Origin of the sequence: Microbacterium phyllosphaerae, assembly GCF_050628115.1 — a bacterium.
Classification (GTDB): domain Bacteria; phylum Actinomycetota; class Actinomycetes; order Actinomycetales; family Microbacteriaceae; genus Microbacterium; species Microbacterium phyllosphaerae_A.
Genome location: NZ_CP192502.1, coordinates 1,516,849 through 1,532,842, shown reverse-complemented (window position 1 = coordinate 1,532,842; position 15,994 = coordinate 1,516,849). Strand labels below are relative to the sequence as shown.

At 70.3% G+C, this 15,994-nt stretch carries 17 protein-coding genes; 7 read left to right on the top strand and 10 right to left on the bottom strand.

All coding sequences use genetic code 11. The features are described 5' to 3' along the window. The first annotated feature begins 2 nt into the window (after positions 1-2). Positions 3-1,445, top strand: coding sequence for an MFS transporter (locus ACQ4LY_RS07140; RefSeq protein ID WP_431075324.1), 1,443 nt, complete (start codon positions 3-5; stop codon positions 1,443-1,445). Positions 1,446-1,463: 18 nt separating this feature from the next. Here the strand turns inward: ACQ4LY_RS07140 and ACQ4LY_RS07135 are convergent, their stop codons facing one another. From ACQ4LY_RS07135 to ACQ4LY_RS07110, 6 genes are all read right to left on the bottom strand, one after another. Then, positions 1,464-1,859, bottom strand: coding sequence for a hypothetical protein (locus ACQ4LY_RS07135; protein WP_431075323.1), 396 nt, complete (start codon positions 1,857-1,859; stop codon positions 1,464-1,466). Between the two features lie 53 nt (positions 1,860-1,912). Further along, on the bottom strand, positions 1,913-2,836 hold the full coding sequence (locus ACQ4LY_RS07130) for a serine hydrolase (RefSeq protein ID WP_431075322.1): 924 nt from the start codon (positions 2,834-2,836) through the stop codon (positions 1,913-1,915). A 178-nt stretch (positions 2,837-3,014) separates the two neighbouring features. Further along, the gene (locus ACQ4LY_RS07125; RefSeq protein ID WP_431075321.1) at positions 3,015-4,979 is read right to left on the bottom strand and encodes a M13 family metallopeptidase; all 1,965 of its coding nucleotides are present in this window, start codon (positions 4,977-4,979) and stop codon (positions 3,015-3,017) included. A gap of 52 nt (positions 4,980-5,031) precedes the next feature. Further along, positions 5,032-6,360, bottom strand: coding sequence for a hypothetical protein (locus tag ACQ4LY_RS07120; protein WP_431075320.1), 1,329 nt, complete (start codon positions 6,358-6,360; stop codon positions 5,032-5,034). A 44-nt stretch (positions 6,361-6,404) separates the two neighbouring features. After that, on the bottom strand, positions 6,405-7,469 hold the full coding sequence (locus ACQ4LY_RS07115) for an NAD-dependent epimerase/dehydratase family protein (protein WP_431075319.1): 1,065 nt from the start codon (positions 7,467-7,469) through the stop codon (positions 6,405-6,407). Next, a complete protein-coding gene (locus tag ACQ4LY_RS07110) occupies positions 7,466-8,323 on the bottom strand; it encodes an MTAP family purine nucleoside phosphorylase (protein WP_431075318.1) in 858 nt (285 codons plus the stop codon). The genes ACQ4LY_RS07115 and ACQ4LY_RS07110 overlap by 4 nt, the downstream gene beginning before the upstream one ends. A 196-nt stretch (positions 8,324-8,519) precedes the next feature. On the opposite strand from ACQ4LY_RS07110, the gene ACQ4LY_RS07105 reads away from it, so the two are divergent. Genes ACQ4LY_RS07105 through ACQ4LY_RS07095 form a run of 3 tightly spaced genes read left to right on the top strand, consistent with a single transcriptional unit; the run spans position 8,520 to position 9,953 of the window. After that, a complete protein-coding gene (locus tag ACQ4LY_RS07105; protein WP_431075317.1) occupies positions 8,520-9,137 on the top strand; it encodes a hypothetical protein in 618 nt (205 codons plus the stop codon). Beyond that, positions 9,130-9,729, top strand: coding sequence for a molybdopterin-dependent oxidoreductase (locus ACQ4LY_RS07100; RefSeq protein ID WP_431075316.1), 600 nt, complete (start codon positions 9,130-9,132; stop codon positions 9,727-9,729). Before ACQ4LY_RS07105 ends, ACQ4LY_RS07100 begins: the two co-directional genes overlap by 8 nt. Further along, positions 9,729-9,953: a hypothetical protein gene (locus tag ACQ4LY_RS07095; protein WP_431075315.1), complete on the top strand. Its 225-nt coding sequence runs from the start codon at positions 9,729-9,731 to the stop codon at positions 9,951-9,953. Before ACQ4LY_RS07100 ends, ACQ4LY_RS07095 begins: the two co-directional genes overlap by 1 nt. Here the strand turns inward: ACQ4LY_RS07095 and ACQ4LY_RS07090 are convergent. From ACQ4LY_RS07090 to ACQ4LY_RS07080, 3 genes are read right to left on the bottom strand one after another with little or no spacing between them, the layout of a single operon-like run. Continuing rightward, positions 9,894-10,583 (bottom strand): class I SAM-dependent methyltransferase, encoded by a 690-nt coding sequence (locus ACQ4LY_RS07090; protein ID WP_431075314.1) that lies wholly within the window; start codon positions 10,581-10,583, stop codon positions 9,894-9,896. The two genes, ACQ4LY_RS07095 and ACQ4LY_RS07090, sit on opposite strands and share 60 nt — an antisense overlap. Beyond that, positions 10,580-11,344 carry a TIGR04282 family arsenosugar biosynthesis glycosyltransferase gene (locus ACQ4LY_RS07085; protein WP_431075313.1) on the bottom strand — a complete coding sequence of 255 codons (765 nt, stop codon included), beginning with the start codon at positions 11,342-11,344 and terminating at the stop codon, positions 10,580-10,582. The genes ACQ4LY_RS07090 and ACQ4LY_RS07085 overlap by 4 nt, the downstream gene beginning before the upstream one ends. Continuing rightward, positions 11,341-12,003 (bottom strand): glycosyltransferase family 2 protein, encoded by a 663-nt coding sequence (locus ACQ4LY_RS07080; protein WP_431075312.1) that lies wholly within the window; start codon positions 12,001-12,003, stop codon positions 11,341-11,343. Before ACQ4LY_RS07080 ends, ACQ4LY_RS07085 begins: the two co-directional genes overlap by 4 nt. 122 nt (positions 12,004-12,125) lie before the next feature. Between ACQ4LY_RS07080 and ACQ4LY_RS07075 the strand changes: the two genes are divergently transcribed. Both ACQ4LY_RS07075 and ACQ4LY_RS07070 read left to right on the top strand, forming a co-directional pair. Then, on the top strand, positions 12,126-12,845 hold the full coding sequence (locus ACQ4LY_RS07075; protein WP_431075310.1) for a response regulator transcription factor: 720 nt from the start codon (positions 12,126-12,128) through the stop codon (positions 12,843-12,845). Then, positions 12,845-13,981: a sensor histidine kinase gene (locus ACQ4LY_RS07070; RefSeq protein ID WP_431075309.1), complete on the top strand. Its 1,137-nt coding sequence runs from the start codon at positions 12,845-12,847 to the stop codon at positions 13,979-13,981. Before ACQ4LY_RS07075 ends, ACQ4LY_RS07070 begins: the two co-directional genes overlap by 1 nt. A 33-nt stretch (positions 13,982-14,014) precedes the next feature. Here the strand turns inward: ACQ4LY_RS07070 and ACQ4LY_RS07065 are convergent, their stop codons facing one another. Next, positions 14,015-14,581, bottom strand: a complete 567-nt coding sequence (locus tag ACQ4LY_RS07065) for a DUF1992 domain-containing protein (RefSeq protein ID WP_431075308.1) — start codon at positions 14,579-14,581, stop codon at positions 14,015-14,017. Between the two features lie 88 nt (positions 14,582-14,669). Between ACQ4LY_RS07065 and ACQ4LY_RS07060 the strand changes: the two genes are divergently transcribed. Beyond that, positions 14,670-15,989 carry an MATE family efflux transporter gene (locus ACQ4LY_RS07060; protein ID WP_431075307.1) on the top strand — a complete coding sequence of 440 codons (1,320 nt, stop codon included), beginning with the start codon at positions 14,670-14,672 and terminating at the stop codon, positions 15,987-15,989. The last annotated feature ends 5 nt before the right edge of the window (positions 15,990-15,994 follow it).

The following is a 15,994-nucleotide window of genomic DNA, read 5'->3' as shown; positions in this document are numbered from 1 at the left end:
CGATGGGAGAGAACGATGATCGCGCGCGCAGCAGACTCTCCCGAACACCTCCGAAGTGGGCGATCGTCGCAGTCCTGGCATTCGCCGGACTCTGCTCGTCGTTCATGTTCACGCTGGTCGTGCCGCTGCAGGCCGAGCTGCCCCGACTGCTGAACGCGTCTCGCGAAGACACCACCTGGGTCGTCACGATCACGCTGCTCGTCGCGGCGGTCGCGACCCCGATCTCGGGGCGCCTCGGCGATATGTACGGCAAGCGTCGCGTCGTGATCGTGCTGCTCGGACTGCTCATCGTCGGATCGCTGATCGCCGCCCTCTCGGGCTCGATCGTGGGCGTCATCATCGGCCGCGCGCTGCAGGGCGCCGTCACCGGCGTCGTCCCGCTCGGCATCGCGATCATGCGCGACGTGCTGCCTCCCGAACGCCTGGGCACTGCGGTCGCGCTGATGAGCGCCACGATGGGCGTCGGCGGCGCGATCGGGATGCCTGTGGCCGCCCTCCTCGCCGAGAACGCCGACTGGCACTGGCTGTTCTGGCTCGCCGCGGGCCTCGGCGTGATCGGCCTCGCCCTCGTGCTGCTCGTGGTTCCCGAGGACGTGCTGCGCTTCCCCGGCCGCCTCGACGTGCTCGGCGCGATCGGCCTCGCGATCGGCCTCACCGGCATCCTGCTGTTCGTCTCGCGGGGAGCCGAGTGGGGCTGGACCGCTCCGCTGACCCTCACCTGCATCATCGGCGGCGTCGGCGTGCTGCTGATCTGGGGCTGGTACCAGCTGCGCACGAAGGATCCGCTGCTGGATCTCCGCGTCGCCGCGCGACCTGCCGTTCTCTTCACGAACATCGCCGCGATCGGCATGGGGTTCGCCCTGTTCGCCTCGAACGTGACGTTCCCGCAGCTGCTCGAGATGCCGGTCTCGTCGGGGTCGGGCTTCGGGCTCGACATGGTCTCGGCCGCGCTCATCATCATGCCCGCCGGGCTCGTGATGATGGTGATCTCTCCGCTGTCGGGGTGGCTGGAGCGGGCGGTCGGCCCCCGCCCGCTGTTCACGGTCGGCGCCGGGGCGATCGTGCTCGCCTACGTGTTCGTGCTGCTCTGGTCGAGCGAGGTCTGGCACATCCTGGTCGCGAACCTGCTGATCGGCGTCGGCATCGGGTTCACCTTCGCCGCCATGCCGATGATCATCATGCGGTCGGTCCCGGCGAACGAGACGGGTGCCTCCAACGGACTGAACGCGCTCTTCCGCTCGGTCGGCACCTCCAGCGCCTCGGCCGTCATGGGCGGGGTGCTGGCTGCCATGAGCATCGACGTCGGAGGAGTCTCCGTCCCCACTCGCGCCGCGTTCGACGTGTGCTTCTGGCTGGCGATCGCCGCCGGCATCGTCGCCCTGGTGCTGTCGCTCTTCATCCCTCGTCAGCGCGCTGCCGAGCAGCATCCGTCGTTCCCGGGGTAGCCGGCGCCCCGATCGCGATCACATCACGCGCGGGTCGGGATCGGTCTCCGTCGGCGGCCGCAGCCGGGCAGGGATCGGCCAGTCGAGCACGTACTGCTGCACGGGTGGTCGGGTGACGTCGCCGAAATCGTCGATCTTCACCACGATGCGCCCGGGAACCCCGTCTTCGTCAGGGGTGACCTCGAGGATGCGCACGCGAAGCGGTCGATCCGCCTCGCCCTCGAGCATCCACGGATCCGCGAGCCACGCGATCCCCCGCTCCTCGAGCGCAGCCTCGGCGTCGAGCCACTCCGTGGGAACGGATGCCGGACGACCGAGCACATCGACGGCCACCCATGCGTCGCCCTCCGGGTGGATCCACCCGAGCAGCTCGCGGTCATCGCGGCGGTGCGGGGTCCAGTCGGGGCGGGGCATGCCCCCAGGCTAGCGAGACCGGCGAGTGGATGCGCGCGCGGGCACAGCCGTGCTCAGTGCGTGTACTCCATGAGCTCGACGCCGAGCACGCGGAAGGCATCGTGGGCACGCAGCCGATGCGTGATCGACAGGTCGTCGAAGCACACGATCAGCGAGTAGGCGACGCCTGCGCGGGGCCCGGCGAGCACACCCGCCTCGGCCCGCACGCCGCGGTCGCGCCCGGTCTTGTTGATGAACAGCAGTCCGTGCGCGTCGTGATCGTGCGCGAACGGGTCGAGTCCCGTCGATGCAGCCACCAGGCTGAGATCCTGGTTGAGGCTGAGCCACTCCGACACCTGAGCGCTCACCGAGGCGCCGACCACCTGAGAGTTCACGAGGGCCGAGAACAGGCCGGCGAGCTCCCGCGCGGATCCGACGGCCACCTGAGGCGCGTCATCCGGGCCGCGCTCATCGCGGAACCGGTCGAGGAGCGCCGTACGCCGAAGCCCCAGAGCCTCGATGCGCTCACGCACCCGGTCGTGGCCGACCCGCTGCAGCAGCGCATTGACCGCGATCGGATCTCCGGCCGTGGCCGCGAGCACGGCGAGGTCTTCGAGAGGGAGCGCGGGAGCGTGCAGATGCCGCCACAGCCCCGAACTCGAGACGGATTCGACGGCGCTGCGTTCGACGATCTCGAGCGGGTCGAGGGTTCCCGCCTCGAACGCCGACGCGACCTCGATCAGCAGGGGGACGACGCCGAGACCCGCGATCGGCATCGTGACATGGTCATCGCCCGAGAGGACGTGCACGTGACTGTCGAGATCGACGACGTGCACCGAGACCTGCGCGCCGGAATCGGCCAGCTGCTCGAGCGCCTGCAGCGTCGAGGTGAACGAGCGCCTCCCCGCGGCGGCACGACGCGGCAAGCGGCGGCTGGTCCGCTGAGAGCGGCGCAGCGAGGCCAGTGACGGCCCTTCGACAGGCTCGGGAGCACCCACGCGTGATCCTTAAAAGGGGGGTTGGATTGGCGGGATGCTGCAGGGTTCATCCCCCGCAGCATCGATATCGTAACCCCCTCAGGTGAGGATGCCCTACAGACTCCGATGTTTGGTCATCAGATCGTCATGCAGGAGCGAGCAGGGCACCCCCGAACCGGATTCGGCTACGACCGAAGACTCACCAGATCGTCACGCGCGAGTCCTGCGGCAGCCACAGCGCGTCGGACTCGGCGACGTCGAAGGCCTCGTAGAAGGCGTCGATGTTGCGGACGATCTGGTTGCATCGGAATTCGTTGGGCGAGTGCGGGTCGATCGTCAGCAGTCGCAGCGTCTCGGCGTCGCGGCTCTTCTGCTGCCACACCTGCGCCCACGACAGCAGCAGTCGCTGCACGCCCGTGTATCCGTCGATGACCGGGGCCTCCGCACCGTCGAGCGAGAGCTCGTAGGCCTTCAGCGCGATGCCGAGGCCGCCGAGGTCGCCGATGTTCTCACCGATGGTGAGGGCCCCATTGACGTGGTGCGCGGCGTCGAGCCCCTCGGGGACCAGCGCGTCGTACTGCGCGATGAGAGCCTTCGTGCGCTCCTCGAACGCCGAACGGTCGGCATCCGTCCACCAGTCCTCGAGCTTGCCCGCGCCGTCGTAGCGGCTGCCCTGGTCATCGAAGCCGTGACCGATCTCGTGCCCGATGACCGCGCCGATGCCGCCGTAGTTCGCGGCGGCATCGCGCGCGACGTCGAAGAACGGGTACTGCAGGATGGCCGCCGGGAAGACGATCTCGTTCATCGACGGGTTGTAGTAGGCGTTGACCATCTGCGGAGGCATGTGCCACTCGTCGCGGTCGATCGGCTTGCCGACCTTCGCGACGTTGCGGTCGTGCTCGAAGATCGCCGCGCGGCGCACGTTGCCGAACAGGTCGTCGCGGTCGATGACGAGGCTCGAGTAGTCGCGCCAGACCGTGGGGTGACCGATCTTGGGGGTGAACGAGTCGAGCTTCGCGAGTGCGCGCTCGCGGGTCTCTGCGGTCATCCACTCGAGGTCGGTGATGCTCCGGCGGTACGCCTCGATGAGGTTGGCGACGAGCTCGTCCATCGCGGCCTTCGCCGTCGGCGGGTAGTGGCGCTCGACGTAGACCTTGCCGATCGCCTCGCTCAGCGCGCTCTCGGTGACCGAGACGCCGCGCTTCCAGCGCTCGCGGATCGTGGGGACGCCGGTGAGCTCGGTGCCGTAGAACGAGAAGTTCTCCTGCACGAAGTCGTCGGTGAGGTAGGGAGCCGCGGCGTGCACGACCTGCGCGCGGAGCCAGGCCTTCCAGTCGTCGAGACGCTCGGCCACGAGCAGCGTGCCGAGGCCCTCGAGGAAGCTGGGCTGAGAGACGACGATCTCGGAGAACGCCTCGGGGTGCTCGGGGGCGACGGCGTCACGCCACGGTTCGAGGTCGACTCCGGCGAGCTCCTGGAGCTCGGCCCACGTCTTGAGGTTGTACGTGGCGACGGCGTCGCGACTCTTCACGTTGTCCCAGTGGTGACCGGCGAGCTCGGTCTCGAGCGCGATCGCACGGTCGGCGGTGGCCGCCGCGTCAGGGATGCCGGCGAGGGACAGCAGCCGCTCGAGGTGGGCGCGGTAGGCCGCGCGCGTCTCGGCGAACGTGTCGAGGCGGAAGTAGCTCTCGTCGGGGAGCGAGAGGCCCGACTGCACGACGACCGGAAGATAGCGCTCGGGGTTTCCGGGGTCGCCGTCGACGTAGAAGCCGATCAGGTGCGCTCGGCCGTCGCGGTCGTACGCTCCGACCGTGCGGAGGAAGGCCGGGACGCCGTCGATCGAGTCGATCTCGGCGAGCGTCTCGGCGAGCGGCGTGACACCGGCTGCGGCGATGCGATCGGTGTCCATGAAGCTCGCGAACAGGTCGCCGATCTTGCGTGCGAGAGTGCCGCTCTCTGCATCCTGCGACTCCTCGATGATCGCCCTGACGTCTTTCTCAGCCTGCTCGGCGAGCAGGTGGAAGGACCCCCAGCGCGCTTTGTCACCCGGGATCTCGGTGCGGGCGAGCCACGCGCCGTTGACGTGACGATAGAGGTCGTCCTGCGGGCGGATGTCGGAGCTGAACTCGGAGGTCTCGAGGCCGGAGGGAAGCACGTCTGTCATGCGAACAGCCTATGACCCGGTGCCGACACCGGGCAGGAGGCTGCCCGTCTCGTCACCAGCCCGTCTGGAGGAGCGTCTGCACGACGATCGCGAATCCGATCTGCACGATCAGCAGCCGCCGTCGCACCCGCGGCCCGAACATCGCGAGACCGATCGTCGCCCAGGGCACGAACGGCAGCCAGATGCGCTCGACCTCGGCCCTGCTCATGTTCGAGAGGTCGGCGAGGAGCACCATCGTCCATCCGGCCGCGCACAGGATCAGCACGATCGCGCGAGGGTCCCTCAGGATGCTCGCGCTGCCGCCCTCCTCGTCGCGCGCTCGCGGACCGATCGAGCCGACGGCCCAGGTGCCGACGGCGACGAGTGATGCGCCGATGGCCGGCCCCGCGCTCACCGCGAACGCGGACAGATTGCCCCACAGCCAGTATCCGGGCGGCCGACGTGACGCGACTCCGTCCCAGTACCGCTGCTGCAGCACGGGGAAGGCCTCCCACCAGACGAAGCCGTTCACCGCGAAGACGAGGACGACGGCGAGCGCGGCTCCGGCGGCGATCAGCAGCGGCACCCACGAGCGCCCCGACACCAGCACCGCTACCGCCAGCACTCCGAGCAGCGGCAGGCCGTACGACATCATGACGCAGTACCCGAGCAGGATGCCGGCCACGACCGACCACGCGATGCGGATCGCCCCTCGGGTCGCCGTCGCGAGGGCCAGCGCGCAGATGCCCCAGGCCGCGACCGTCATGAAGACGCCGTCGCCCGAGACCGCGACCCAGATCGCCGAGGGGGTGAACACGAGGAAGGGTGCGGCTCGGCGCGCGAGGTCGCCCGCTCCCAGCGCCCGCATCGTGATCAGGACAGCCATCACGGTGGTCGCCCCGAGCAGCAGCACGACCGTGCCGGCGGCGAGTCCACTCCCGAGCCCGACCCGCACGAGCAGCACGAAGAACAGCAGCGCCCCGGGGGGATGCCCCGCGATGTGCACCGGCCAGTTGTGCTCGTGCGCATACGGGATGCGCTCGACGTACTCCCGGAGCGTCGCACCGACGTCGTCGACCTCGCGCGCCGTGCCCAGATACTCGTACCGGTGATCGAGGATCGCGCCGATGCCGTCGAGGCCGTCGACGGTCGCGAGCGCGAACATCCACAGCGCCGACGCGGCGAACGAGACGAGCAGCAGCCACCCCCAGCGCAGCGAGGCGGCCAGGCGCGGTCCCCAGATCGCCCCGGCCACCCCGAGCAGCACTGCGAGCGGAGTACCCGGTCCCAGCCGCGGCATCCACTCGGCGTGCAGCGGCGGGAACGACTTGACCCGCACGTTCCACCCGGTCGCCGCGGGGATCACGACGGCCGCGGCGATCAGGACGAGCGCCCCCGTCACCCCCCAGATCGCCGCCCTCGCCCGTGGGTGCGTCGCCCCGGCCCTCATCCGCCGCTCACCCGTGCGCGCAGCGGTGCGCGGGCGAAATCGCGCACCCCGTCGTCGAAGCCGACTGACGCGCGCCAGTCGAGTTCGTCGGCGATCCGATCAGCGGATGCCGTGATGTGGCGCACATCGCCCATCCGGAACTCCCCGGTCCGAACGGGCGACGGCCCACGGAACGCCTCGGCGAGCACGTCGGCGAACTCGCCGATGGTGTGCGGCACCCCCGTCGCCACGTTGAACGCCCTCGCGGTCGCCCCTGCGACGCTCTGCGTCCACCGCAGCGCCGCGATGTTCGCCCCGGCGACATCGCGCACGTGGATGAAGTCGCGTCGCTGCCGTCCGTCCTCGAAGACCCGCGGCGCCTCGTCACGCTCCAACGCCGATCTGAACAGAGAGGCGACCCCGGCGTACGGCGTGCCCTGCGGCATTCCCGGCCCGTAGACGTTGTGGTACCTGAGCAGTGCGGCGCTTCCCCCGCCTTGAGTCCAGGTTCGCGCGAGCAGCTCCTGCTCGAGCTTGGTCGCCGCATAGACGTTGCGCGGATCGCACGGCTGCTCCTCGCCGATCGACACAGGATGCAGGACCTCGCCTGTCCGCTCCGAGACGGGATCGAATCGCCCGGCTTCGAGATCCGTTCGGCGGCGCGGCGGCGCCTGCACCCGTCGGTCTCCGTCGAGATAGAGCCCTTCGCCGTACACGACCATCGACGACGCGAGGACGAGCCGCCCGACGCCGGCGGCGGCCATCTCGGCGAGCAGGACGGCGGTGCCCAGCGAGTTGGTCGACACGTAGTCGGGGGCGTCCTGGATGCCGACGCCGAGACCGACCTTGGCCGCCTGATGACACACGGCGTCGACGCCGCCCAGCGCGCGCCGAACGGCTTCCTGATCGCGCACATCGGCCTTCACGAACTCCACCTCGGGATGCGGCGGAGACTCACCCGCATGCACGTCCGGCCGCAGCGAGTCGAGCACCCGCACCCGCCACCCTTCGGCGAGCGCGGCCTCGACGATCGCCGCGCCGATGAACCCCGCGCCGCCCGTGACCAGCAGCAGTCCGATCATCCCTGCCCGCCGATCAGCAGCTCCACCGCTTCCGGAGCGAGTCGTGGTGCCGGTGCGTATCCGGTCGGGATCGCGGCGATGATCGCCGTGACCGCCGCGCTGAGCCGCGACTGCGCGCCCGCCATGACCGCGAACACCCGCTCTGCCGTCGCCGAGGTGTCGGTGTCGGTGTCGCCGTGCTCGGTGTCGGTGTCGGTCACGATCGCGATGTTCAGGTGGGCGAAACCCAGCTCCGCGGCGAGCGCCGCCTCGGGCAGCTGGGTCATGTTGACCAGGTGAGCGCCCATCGCCCGGTGCCACCGCGCCTCGGCGGCCGTCGCGAACCGCGGCCCCTGGATCACGACGCTGGTGCCTGACGGATGCACTCGCTCGTCCGCTTTCTGCAGCACCTCGTGCGCGATCCGCCGCAGACCGCGATCGTAGGGGTCCGCGAACGGCAGATGCTGCACTCCCGCGCCGCCGGGCTCGCCGTCGAAGTAGGTGTCCGCTCTGCCGTGCGTACGGTCGATGAGCTGGTCCGTGAGCACGAAGTCCCCCGGACGCAGCCCGGCATCCAGCCCACCGACAGCGTTGGTCGAGAGCAGCACCCGTGGACCGAGAGTGCGCAGCCCCCACAGCAGCGCCCGCGCATTGACCCGGTGCGGCGGCACCCGATGACCGACTCCGTGCCGAGGGGCGAACGCGACACGGCGCCCCGCGAGCTCTCCGACCGCGATCTCGGGAACCGTCCCCCAGGGCGACTCCCGTCGGGGAAGCACCGCTCGTCCGTCGAGGTCGAGGCCTTCGAACCCGGATCCTCCGATCACCGCGAACTCGTTCGCGCCATCGGCCAGTCTCTCCGCTGCTCCGCTCATCACCCCAGACTGGGCGAGCGGATCACCCGATGCTGCGCGTTTTCCTTACATCGCGGTGACAACATCGCGATGACACCATCCCGATGACACCATCCCGATGCCACCGACCTGCGTGACACCGACCTGGCGCGCAGGCGTCACCGCTCTGTAATCGGATGGGCCGCACGAGGGTCGACCGGCTTCCCATACTGAGGACATGGGCAGCGCAGGAGGGACCGACTCGATCACCGAGCGACTGTCCGCCGCGCTCGAGAGCAGGTCGGCGCGGGTGCAGCGCGCCCTCGGCTCGCCGCTTCGAACGACACGGATGACCGTCGTGGTGGGCCGACTGCTCGGCGCGGCCTTCGCGATCTGCTTCGTCACCGGCCTCTACAGTCATCTGCTGCAGGATCCGCTCCCGTGGCTGCCCCTTCCGGTGGCAGCGACCCACCTCTACGGATGGACGCAGGGCGCTCACGTCGTCGTCGGCTCGGCGCTCATCCCGCTGCTGCTCGCCAAGCTCTGGGTCGTCTTCCCGAAGCTCTTCGCCTGGCCTGCGGTGCGCAGCCTCCCGCACCTTCTCGAGCGTGCGAGCCTCGCTGTGCTCGTCGCCACCGCGCTGATGGAGCCGATCACCGGCATCCTCAACGTCCTGCAGTGGTATCCGTGGGACTTCTCGTTCCGTCGCACGCACTTCGCGCTGGCGTGGGTTCTGATCGGGGCGATGACGGTGCACATCGCGGTGCATCTGCCGACCATCGTGCGCGCCTGGCACGCGGAACCGGCGACGGCGTCGAGTCCTGCCGGGTCGCGCGAGGGAGCCCCCGATGAGTGACGACCTCTCGCGGCGGCGCTTCCTCTGGGGCGTCGGCGGCGGCTCAGCACTCCTCGGAGCCGCAGCCCTCGCGCACTCGGTCTCTCCCTGGGGCCCGTTCAGCCTGAAGGCGCCCCGGTCGAGAACGGGCAGCCCCCAGGATCTCCCGGTGAACCGCTCGGCACGTCAGGCCGATGTCACCGCCCTCGCCCTCGACCCCGACTGGGGGCTGAGGCTCAGCGGATCCTCGACCGCCACGCTCGCGCTCTCCGACCTCGACCGGCTCCCGCAGCACACCGAGGTGCTGCCGATCTCGTGCGTCGAGGGGTGGACGGTCGACGCGACCTGGACCGGCGTGCGTCTGCGCGAGCTGCTCGACCTGGTCGGCATGCCGGAGGACGCCACGATTCGCCTCCGCAGCATGCAGCAGCGAGGCGCGTTCCGTGAGACCACGATGCCGTCGCCCTACGCCAGGGATCCGCGGACCCTCGTCGCCCTGCAGCTGAACGGCGAACGCCTCGATCTCGATCACGGATACCCCGCGCGGATCATCGCACCAGGACGACCAGGGGTGCTGCAGACCAAGTGGCTGACATCGATCGAGGAGGCATGATGCGCGCGGTGCGCGGAACTCTCATCGTCGTCGGCGTCGTGCTGCTCGCGTCCGGCGGCTGGTGGTTGCTGACCCGGCAGGATCTTCCGCAGCTCGTGGGCGTGATGATCTGGCTCGCCGCCGTCGTCGTGGTGCACGACGGGGTCCTGAGTGCGGCGAGCGCCCTACGGCATCGCCTGCGCCGCTCGGCCCCGCCGCGCGATCCGGACGAACGCACGCCCTGAGACCTCCCACGTCTCGACGATCTCGAGGGCGGAACCGCTCAACCGAGTGCGCAGCGCCTCCTCTCCGAGGTCGTACCAGGGAAAGGGCGAACTCGAGCGTCCGTCCTCGTCGACCACGGTCGCCGCATACCCACGATCGGTCCGCGGCTCGGGATCGACCTCGACGAAGATGCTCCCTCGCGGCGAGATGATCTGCGCACAGCGGGCGAGCAGGATCTCGGGGGCACCGCCGATGCCGATGTTGCCGTCGAGCAGCAGCAGGGCATCCCACGACCCCTCCTGAGGGAGCGGCTCGAACACCGAGCGGCGCAGTGCCGGAAGCCCCTGCTGGCGCGCGTGCTCGACGGCCGTCGACGAGACGTCGACCCCGAGACTCAGACGTCCGGCGTGGATCGCCGCACGCACGATGCGGCCGGGCCCGCAGCCGACGTCGAGCACCGGACCGTCGATGCGGGCGATGACCGATTCGTCGGCCGCATCCGCCGCGGCCAGGAATCTGGCCATCTCCACGTGTCGACCGCCGCCTTCGCCGAGCTCGATCAGCCGCAGCGTCCCTCCGCCGTTTCGCAGGGCGACGTCGTACGGCGCGTCCCCACCCGCGCCGAAGTGCGCCGCCAGCGGGCTGTTCACCGGGCACCGTCCGGTTCTCCCGCGCCGGGCGACGCATCGCCTCCGACGCCGGGCGACGCATCGACGACGCCGCCGGGCGACGCGTCGCCGACACCGACGGGCGACCTCCCGACGACGCCGAGCTCGGGAAGCAGGCGCGCGAGGCACCCGCCCGCCGGCACCTCGACGGACACCTCACGGAGCGACGCGAGATCGTCGATGTCGGTGAGAGGTGCGACGTCGACGACCCTGAGCCAGGCGTCGGTCAGGCGCGCCCGCTGGTCGCTTCCGGTGCGATCCGTCGACATCGGAACGCCGCGCACGAGGTCGCCGCGTGTGCAGCCACCCAGTCGTCCGGCAGGCAGGTCGTCGAGTCCCAGCAGCCAGAACCCGCCGTCGAATGCCGCCCCGAAGAACGCGTCGACGTCGTCGGGCCACTCCTCGGCGATGCGTCGCAGCAGGTGAGGATCCAGCTGCGGCGTGTCCATGCCGACCAGCAGCACCCTCCCCTCGACGGCATCGAATGCGGCCGCGATCCTCTCGTCCAGCCCGCCTTCGACCTGCGGGATCGATCCGACCCCGGCCTCGACGTCGACATGCCCCTGCGCGCAGACGACGACGGGCAGTCCGCTGACGGCGACGGCGGCGAGAGTGTCGGCGAGGCTCGCGGCGGCGACTCGTGCGGCATCCTCATAGCTGAGCGGCGGATGCAGCCTGGTCTTCACCCGCCCGGGGATGCACTCCTTCGCCATCACCACGATCGTGGTCTGCCCGCCGCTCATGCGAGCCTCCGCAGCATCCTGCGCATGTCGCCCACCGCCGTGACCGTTCCCCGCACCGTGCCCGTGACCTTCGATCTGCCGAGCCGCGGGTGGTAGTCGACGTCCGTCTCGGCGATCCTGAGCCCCGTCGACCACGCTCGCAGGAGCAGTTCGAGCGGGTAACCGCTGCGCCGATCCTCCATGCCGAGGGCGAGCAGCTCCTCTCGGCGCCCGGCGCGGAAAGGCCCGAGATCGCGCAGCGTCAGGCCCGTCCGTCGGCGGACGATCCAGAGGAGCGCCGTGTTCGCGACGCGCGCGTGCAGCGGCCAGGCCCCGGGAGTCACCGGACGACGGCGCCCGAACACGAGATCGCTCTCACCACGGAGGACGGGGCCCGCGACCCGGTCGAGCTGAGCGAGGTCGAACGATCCGTCGGCATCGCAGAAGGCCACGACCGGAGCGGTCGCGGCGAGCAGGCCCGCGTGCACCGCGGCCCCGTACCCTCGACGGTCGGCCTCGACGACCAGCGCGCCCGCCCGACGGGCGATCGCCGCTGATCCGTCTGTCGATCCGTTGTCGACGACGATCGCCCGCGCTCCCGCGGGAAGAGCTGCGAGCACGGCAGGCAGCGCCGGCGCCTCGTTCAGACACGGGAGGACGACATCGATGGGGATGCTCATACCGAGACGCTAGGGATCACCCGGCATCGGGCACCCCGTCAACTCCTTACGAACCGAGGAAGGATGCCGTGCGGGGCCGGATCCGCACTCCTGCGCAGACCGCCCGACCATACGATGAGACCATGTCGCAGCCCCGAGGTGATGCCGCCGAGCTCGCGGATCGCCGTGTGCTGGTGATCGAGGACGACCCGACGGTGAACGAGGTCGTGCACTCGTACCTCCGCGCCGCGGGGTACCTCGTCGACAGTGCGACCGACAGCTTCTCCGGACTCGCCGCGGTCGCTGAGACGTCTCCTGACCTCATCGTCCTCGATCGGATGCTGCCGGGGATCGACGGGGCCGAGGTGTGCCGTCGTATCAGGGCGGAGTCGACCGTGCCCATCATCATGCTCACCGCCCTCGGCTCGGAGGAGGATCGCATCGACGGGCTGGAGGCCGGAGCCGACGATTACGTCGTCAAGCCGTTCTCACCCCGGGAGCTCGTGCTGCGGGTGAACTCGGTGCTGCGACGCAGCCTGCCTGAGTTCGCCAGGGAGGCTCCGTTCGACATCGGCCCGTTCCGACTCGACCCGTCTGCGCGCATCGTGACCAGAGACGGCTCACCGCTGGAGCTGTCGGTGCGCGAGTTCGATCTCTTCGCGTTCTTCCTCAAGCATCCGCGACAGACCTTCGATCGTCCGACCCTGCTCCGCGGAGTCTGGGGATGGGACATCGGAGACCTGTCGACGGTGACCGTGACGACCCGACGGCTGCGCGAGAAGATCGAGGACGACCCCGGCAATCCGTCCGTCCTGGTCACGGTGTGGGGCGTCGGGTACCGACTCGAGCTGGGGAGCCCCTGATGCCGTTCGCCGATATCGTGGCGATCGCAGGCATCGCCCTCGCCTGGGCTCTGCTCGTCTCGGGGCTCGGCGGGATCTCCCTGTGGCTGCTGCGGCGGCGCTCGCTGATGCTGCAGATGAGCGTCGTGATCCTCGCCGTCGTGCTCTCGCTCGCGGCGGGAGTGCTCGCCGTCGCCGAAGCGATGTACATCTCACCGCACGACCTGCTCGTGGTGGTCGTCGTGACGGTCATCTCGGCGGTCGTGGCACTCATCGTCGCACTGCTGCTCGCCGCCCAGCTCGTGCGCGGCGTTCGCTCGCTCGAACGGCTGACGCACTCGGTCGGCGACGGCGAACGGCTCGATGACGCAGCACGGCTCGCCGTGAACGCCGACTTCGCCCGTGTCGCGCAGGAGCTCGTCTCGACCAGCGAGCGCCTCGCCGCGGCCCGAGACGAGGTGCAGCTCCTCGATCGCTCGCGAAGGGAGCTGATCGCGTGGATCTCGCACGATCTGCGCAGTCCGCTCGCCGGTCTCCGCGCGATGACCGAAGCCCTCGACGACGGGCTCGCTGAGGATCCTGCCCGCTTCCACAGGCAGATGCGCCGCCAGATCGATCACATGACGGATCTGGTCGACAGCCTCTTCCAGCTCTCGAAGATCACCTCGGGCACCCTCGTCCTGGATCTCGAGCCCATGTCACTGCACGACCTCGTCAGCGACGCGGTCGCCGAACTCGCGCCCATCGCACGGGCGAAGCAGATCGCGTTGGTGGAGCTCTCGAGCCCCGACCACGTCGTCATCGGGGATGCCCGCGAACTCGCACGCGTCATGGTCAACCTGCTCGCCAACGCGCTCGAGCACACACCGAACGGCGGGACGATCCGCATCAGCACGGCACGGGAGAACACGTCGATGGTGCTGTCGGTGCGCGATTCCGGCACCGGCATCCCGCACGACGACCTCGACCGGGTGTTCGAGCCCGGATGGCGGGGGAACGACGCGCGCACCCCGAAGGACGCAATCCTCGGCACCAGCGGGGCGGGCCTCGGTCTGGCGATCGCACGGGGGATCATCGAGGCGCACGACGGCGAGATCAGCGCCCACAACGACGGCACCGGATCGCGATTCGACATCCGTCTGCCCGTCGCGGCGTGAACATGAGCGCGAGCGCGAGCGCGAGCGCGACGGTCAGTCCCGGCGGCGGATCCTGAATCGCCGACGCCGCGGCTGCTCGGGCGCCTCGGGCGCCTCCGCGGCGCGGACGGTGAGCCTCGCCGCCCGCCTCTCGGCCCAGGCCGCGATCTCGACGTCGACGTCGCGAGGCTCCGTGACCACGGGCGGCCCGCCCTGCAGCTGGCGGCGCGCCTCGATGACACGCCTGTTGAAGTCCACGAGCACGTCGCGCACGTCGGACTCGCGGCCCAGCAGGTCGAGCTGGCCGTCGAGCTCGCGGTCCTCGGTGCGCAGCAGGATCGCCGGTGGGCCGAGCCCCGTGAGGTTCTCCTGCTCGATCTTGCGGCGGATCCACCAGTCCGGGTCGTGGTGCGTGCCGAGCCCCTCGAGGGGCTTGCCGGCACCCGGCAGGTCGTCGAAGTCGCCCCGGCGGATCGCGACCTGGATCGCCGTCTCGATGAACGCGGCCCGATCGGTCGCGGCGGCGATCCCCGGAGCGGTGCCGGACTCGGCATCCTCCTCCGAGCCCTCACTCCGCTGCCTCGCGCGATATCGCGCCGCGGCCTCGCGTGGATCCGTCATGATGCACCTCCGTCGCATCCGGGTGATCCCAGCGTACGACCGGAACGGCGCAGCACGCGCTGTCGGCACCAGCCCATAGGCTCGGAGGATGACCGAGCGCACCCTCAATCGTGAGATCCTGCGCCTCGCCGTCCCCGCCCTCGGCGCGCTGATCGCCGAACCGGCGTTCCTCATCGTCGACGCCGCCCTCGTCGGGCACCTCGGCACCACCCCGCTCGCGGGCCTCGGCATCGCCGGAGCCGTGCTGCAGACGATCGTCGGCCTCATGGTCTTCCTCGCCTACTCGACCACCCCCGCGGTGGCACGACTCTTCGGCGCCGGGCGGCCGGGCGAAGCCGTCTCGGTCGGCATCAACGGCATGTGGCTGGCGCTCGCGATCGGGGCCGTGCTCGCCGCGGCGGGCGCAGCGTCCTCCCCGTGGCTCGTGTCGCTCTTCGGTGCGAGCGACGCCGTGGCCGCCCAGGCCAACGACTACCTCGTCGTCTCGATGTGGGGCCTTCCCGCCATGCTGATCGTCTTCGCGGCGACCGGGCTGCTGCGCGGGATGCAGGACACCATGACGCCGCTGTGGATCGCAGGGCTCGGTTTCGGCGCGAATGCCCTGCTCAACGTCGTGTTCATCTACGGCCTCGGCTGGGGGATCGCGGGGTCCGCCGCCGGCACCGTCGTCGCGCAGTGGGGAATGGTCGGCGCCTACGTGCTGGTGATCCGCCGTCTCGCCGCGAAGCACGATACCTCGCTGCGGGCGCGCAGAGAGGGCATGGGCAGCACCGCGCGTTCGGGCGGCTGGCTGCTCCTGCGCACGGTGAGCCTGCGGGCGGCTCTCCTCGTGACCGTCGCGGTGGCCACGGGCATCGGCACCGACGAGCTCGCCGGCTGGCAGATCGTGTTCACGATCTTCTCGGCGGCGGCCTTCGCTCTGGATGCCCTTGCGATCGCCGCGCAGGCGCTGATCGGCAAGGAGCTCGGCGCGGGTGATGAACGGCAGGTGCACCGGGTGCTCAGACGCACCGTCGCCTGGGGTGCGTGGTTCGGTGTCGCGGTCGGGGCGCTCATCGCGGCGCTGTCGGGCGTACTCGGCATCGTGTTCACAGGCGACCCGGCAGTCGCAGCCCTCGTGCAGCCGGCACTCCTGATCCTGGCGGTCGCCCAGCCGATCGCGGGCGTCGTGTTCGTGCTCGACGGCGTGCTCATGGGGGCCAACGACGCGCGCTACCTCGCGATCGCGGGTGGCCTGAACCTCCTGCCGTTCCTTCCGGCGCTCTGGATCATCGCTGCGACGGGAGTCGACGGTGCCGCCGGTCTCATCTGGCTCGCCGTCGCGTTCTTCGGCGTCTACCTGCTCGCCCGGCTCGGCACCCTCGGCTGGCGCGTGCGATCGGGGCGCTGGATCTCGGCCGGCGTCTAGCAGCG

What these genes read in the sequence shown, in the direction of transcription:
- ACQ4LY_RS07140 (WP_431075324.1), top strand. Translation starts at nt 3, where the DNA reads ATGGGAGAGAACGATGATCGCGCGCGCAGCAGACTCTCCCGAACACCT.
- ACQ4LY_RS07135 (WP_431075323.1), bottom strand. Translation starts at nt 1,859, where the DNA reads ATGCCCCGCCCCGACTGGACCCCGCACCGCCGCGATGACCGCGAGCTG.
- ACQ4LY_RS07125 (WP_431075321.1), bottom strand. Translation starts at nt 4,979, where the DNA reads ATGACAGACGTGCTTCCCTCCGGCCTCGAGACCTCCGAGTTCAGCTCC.
- ACQ4LY_RS07115 (WP_431075319.1), bottom strand. Translation starts at nt 7,469, where the DNA reads ATGATCGGACTGCTGCTGGTCACGGGCGGCGCGGGGTTCATCGGCGCG.
- ACQ4LY_RS07110 (WP_431075318.1), bottom strand. Translation starts at nt 8,323, where the DNA reads ATGAGCGGAGCAGCGGAGAGACTGGCCGATGGCGCGAACGAGTTCGCG.
- ACQ4LY_RS07105 (WP_431075317.1), top strand. Translation starts at nt 8,520, where the DNA reads ATGGGCAGCGCAGGAGGGACCGACTCGATCACCGAGCGACTGTCCGCC.
- ACQ4LY_RS07100 (WP_431075316.1), top strand. Translation starts at nt 9,130, where the DNA reads ATGAGTGACGACCTCTCGCGGCGGCGCTTCCTCTGGGGCGTCGGCGGC.
- ACQ4LY_RS07095 (WP_431075315.1), top strand. Translation starts at nt 9,729, where the DNA reads ATGCGCGCGGTGCGCGGAACTCTCATCGTCGTCGGCGTCGTGCTGCTC.
- ACQ4LY_RS07085 (WP_431075313.1), bottom strand. Translation starts at nt 11,344, where the DNA reads ATGAGCGGCGGGCAGACCACGATCGTGGTGATGGCGAAGGAGTGCATC.
- ACQ4LY_RS07080 (WP_431075312.1), bottom strand. Translation starts at nt 12,003, where the DNA reads ATGAGCATCCCCATCGATGTCGTCCTCCCGTGTCTGAACGAGGCGCCG.
- ACQ4LY_RS07075 (WP_431075310.1), top strand. Translation starts at nt 12,126, where the DNA reads ATGTCGCAGCCCCGAGGTGATGCCGCCGAGCTCGCGGATCGCCGTGTG.
- ACQ4LY_RS07070 (WP_431075309.1), top strand. Translation starts at nt 12,845, where the DNA reads ATGCCGTTCGCCGATATCGTGGCGATCGCAGGCATCGCCCTCGCCTGG.
- ACQ4LY_RS07065 (WP_431075308.1), bottom strand. Translation starts at nt 14,581, where the DNA reads ATGACGGATCCACGCGAGGCCGCGGCGCGATATCGCGCGAGGCAGCGG.
- ACQ4LY_RS07060 (WP_431075307.1), top strand. Translation starts at nt 14,670, where the DNA reads ATGACCGAGCGCACCCTCAATCGTGAGATCCTGCGCCTCGCCGTCCCC.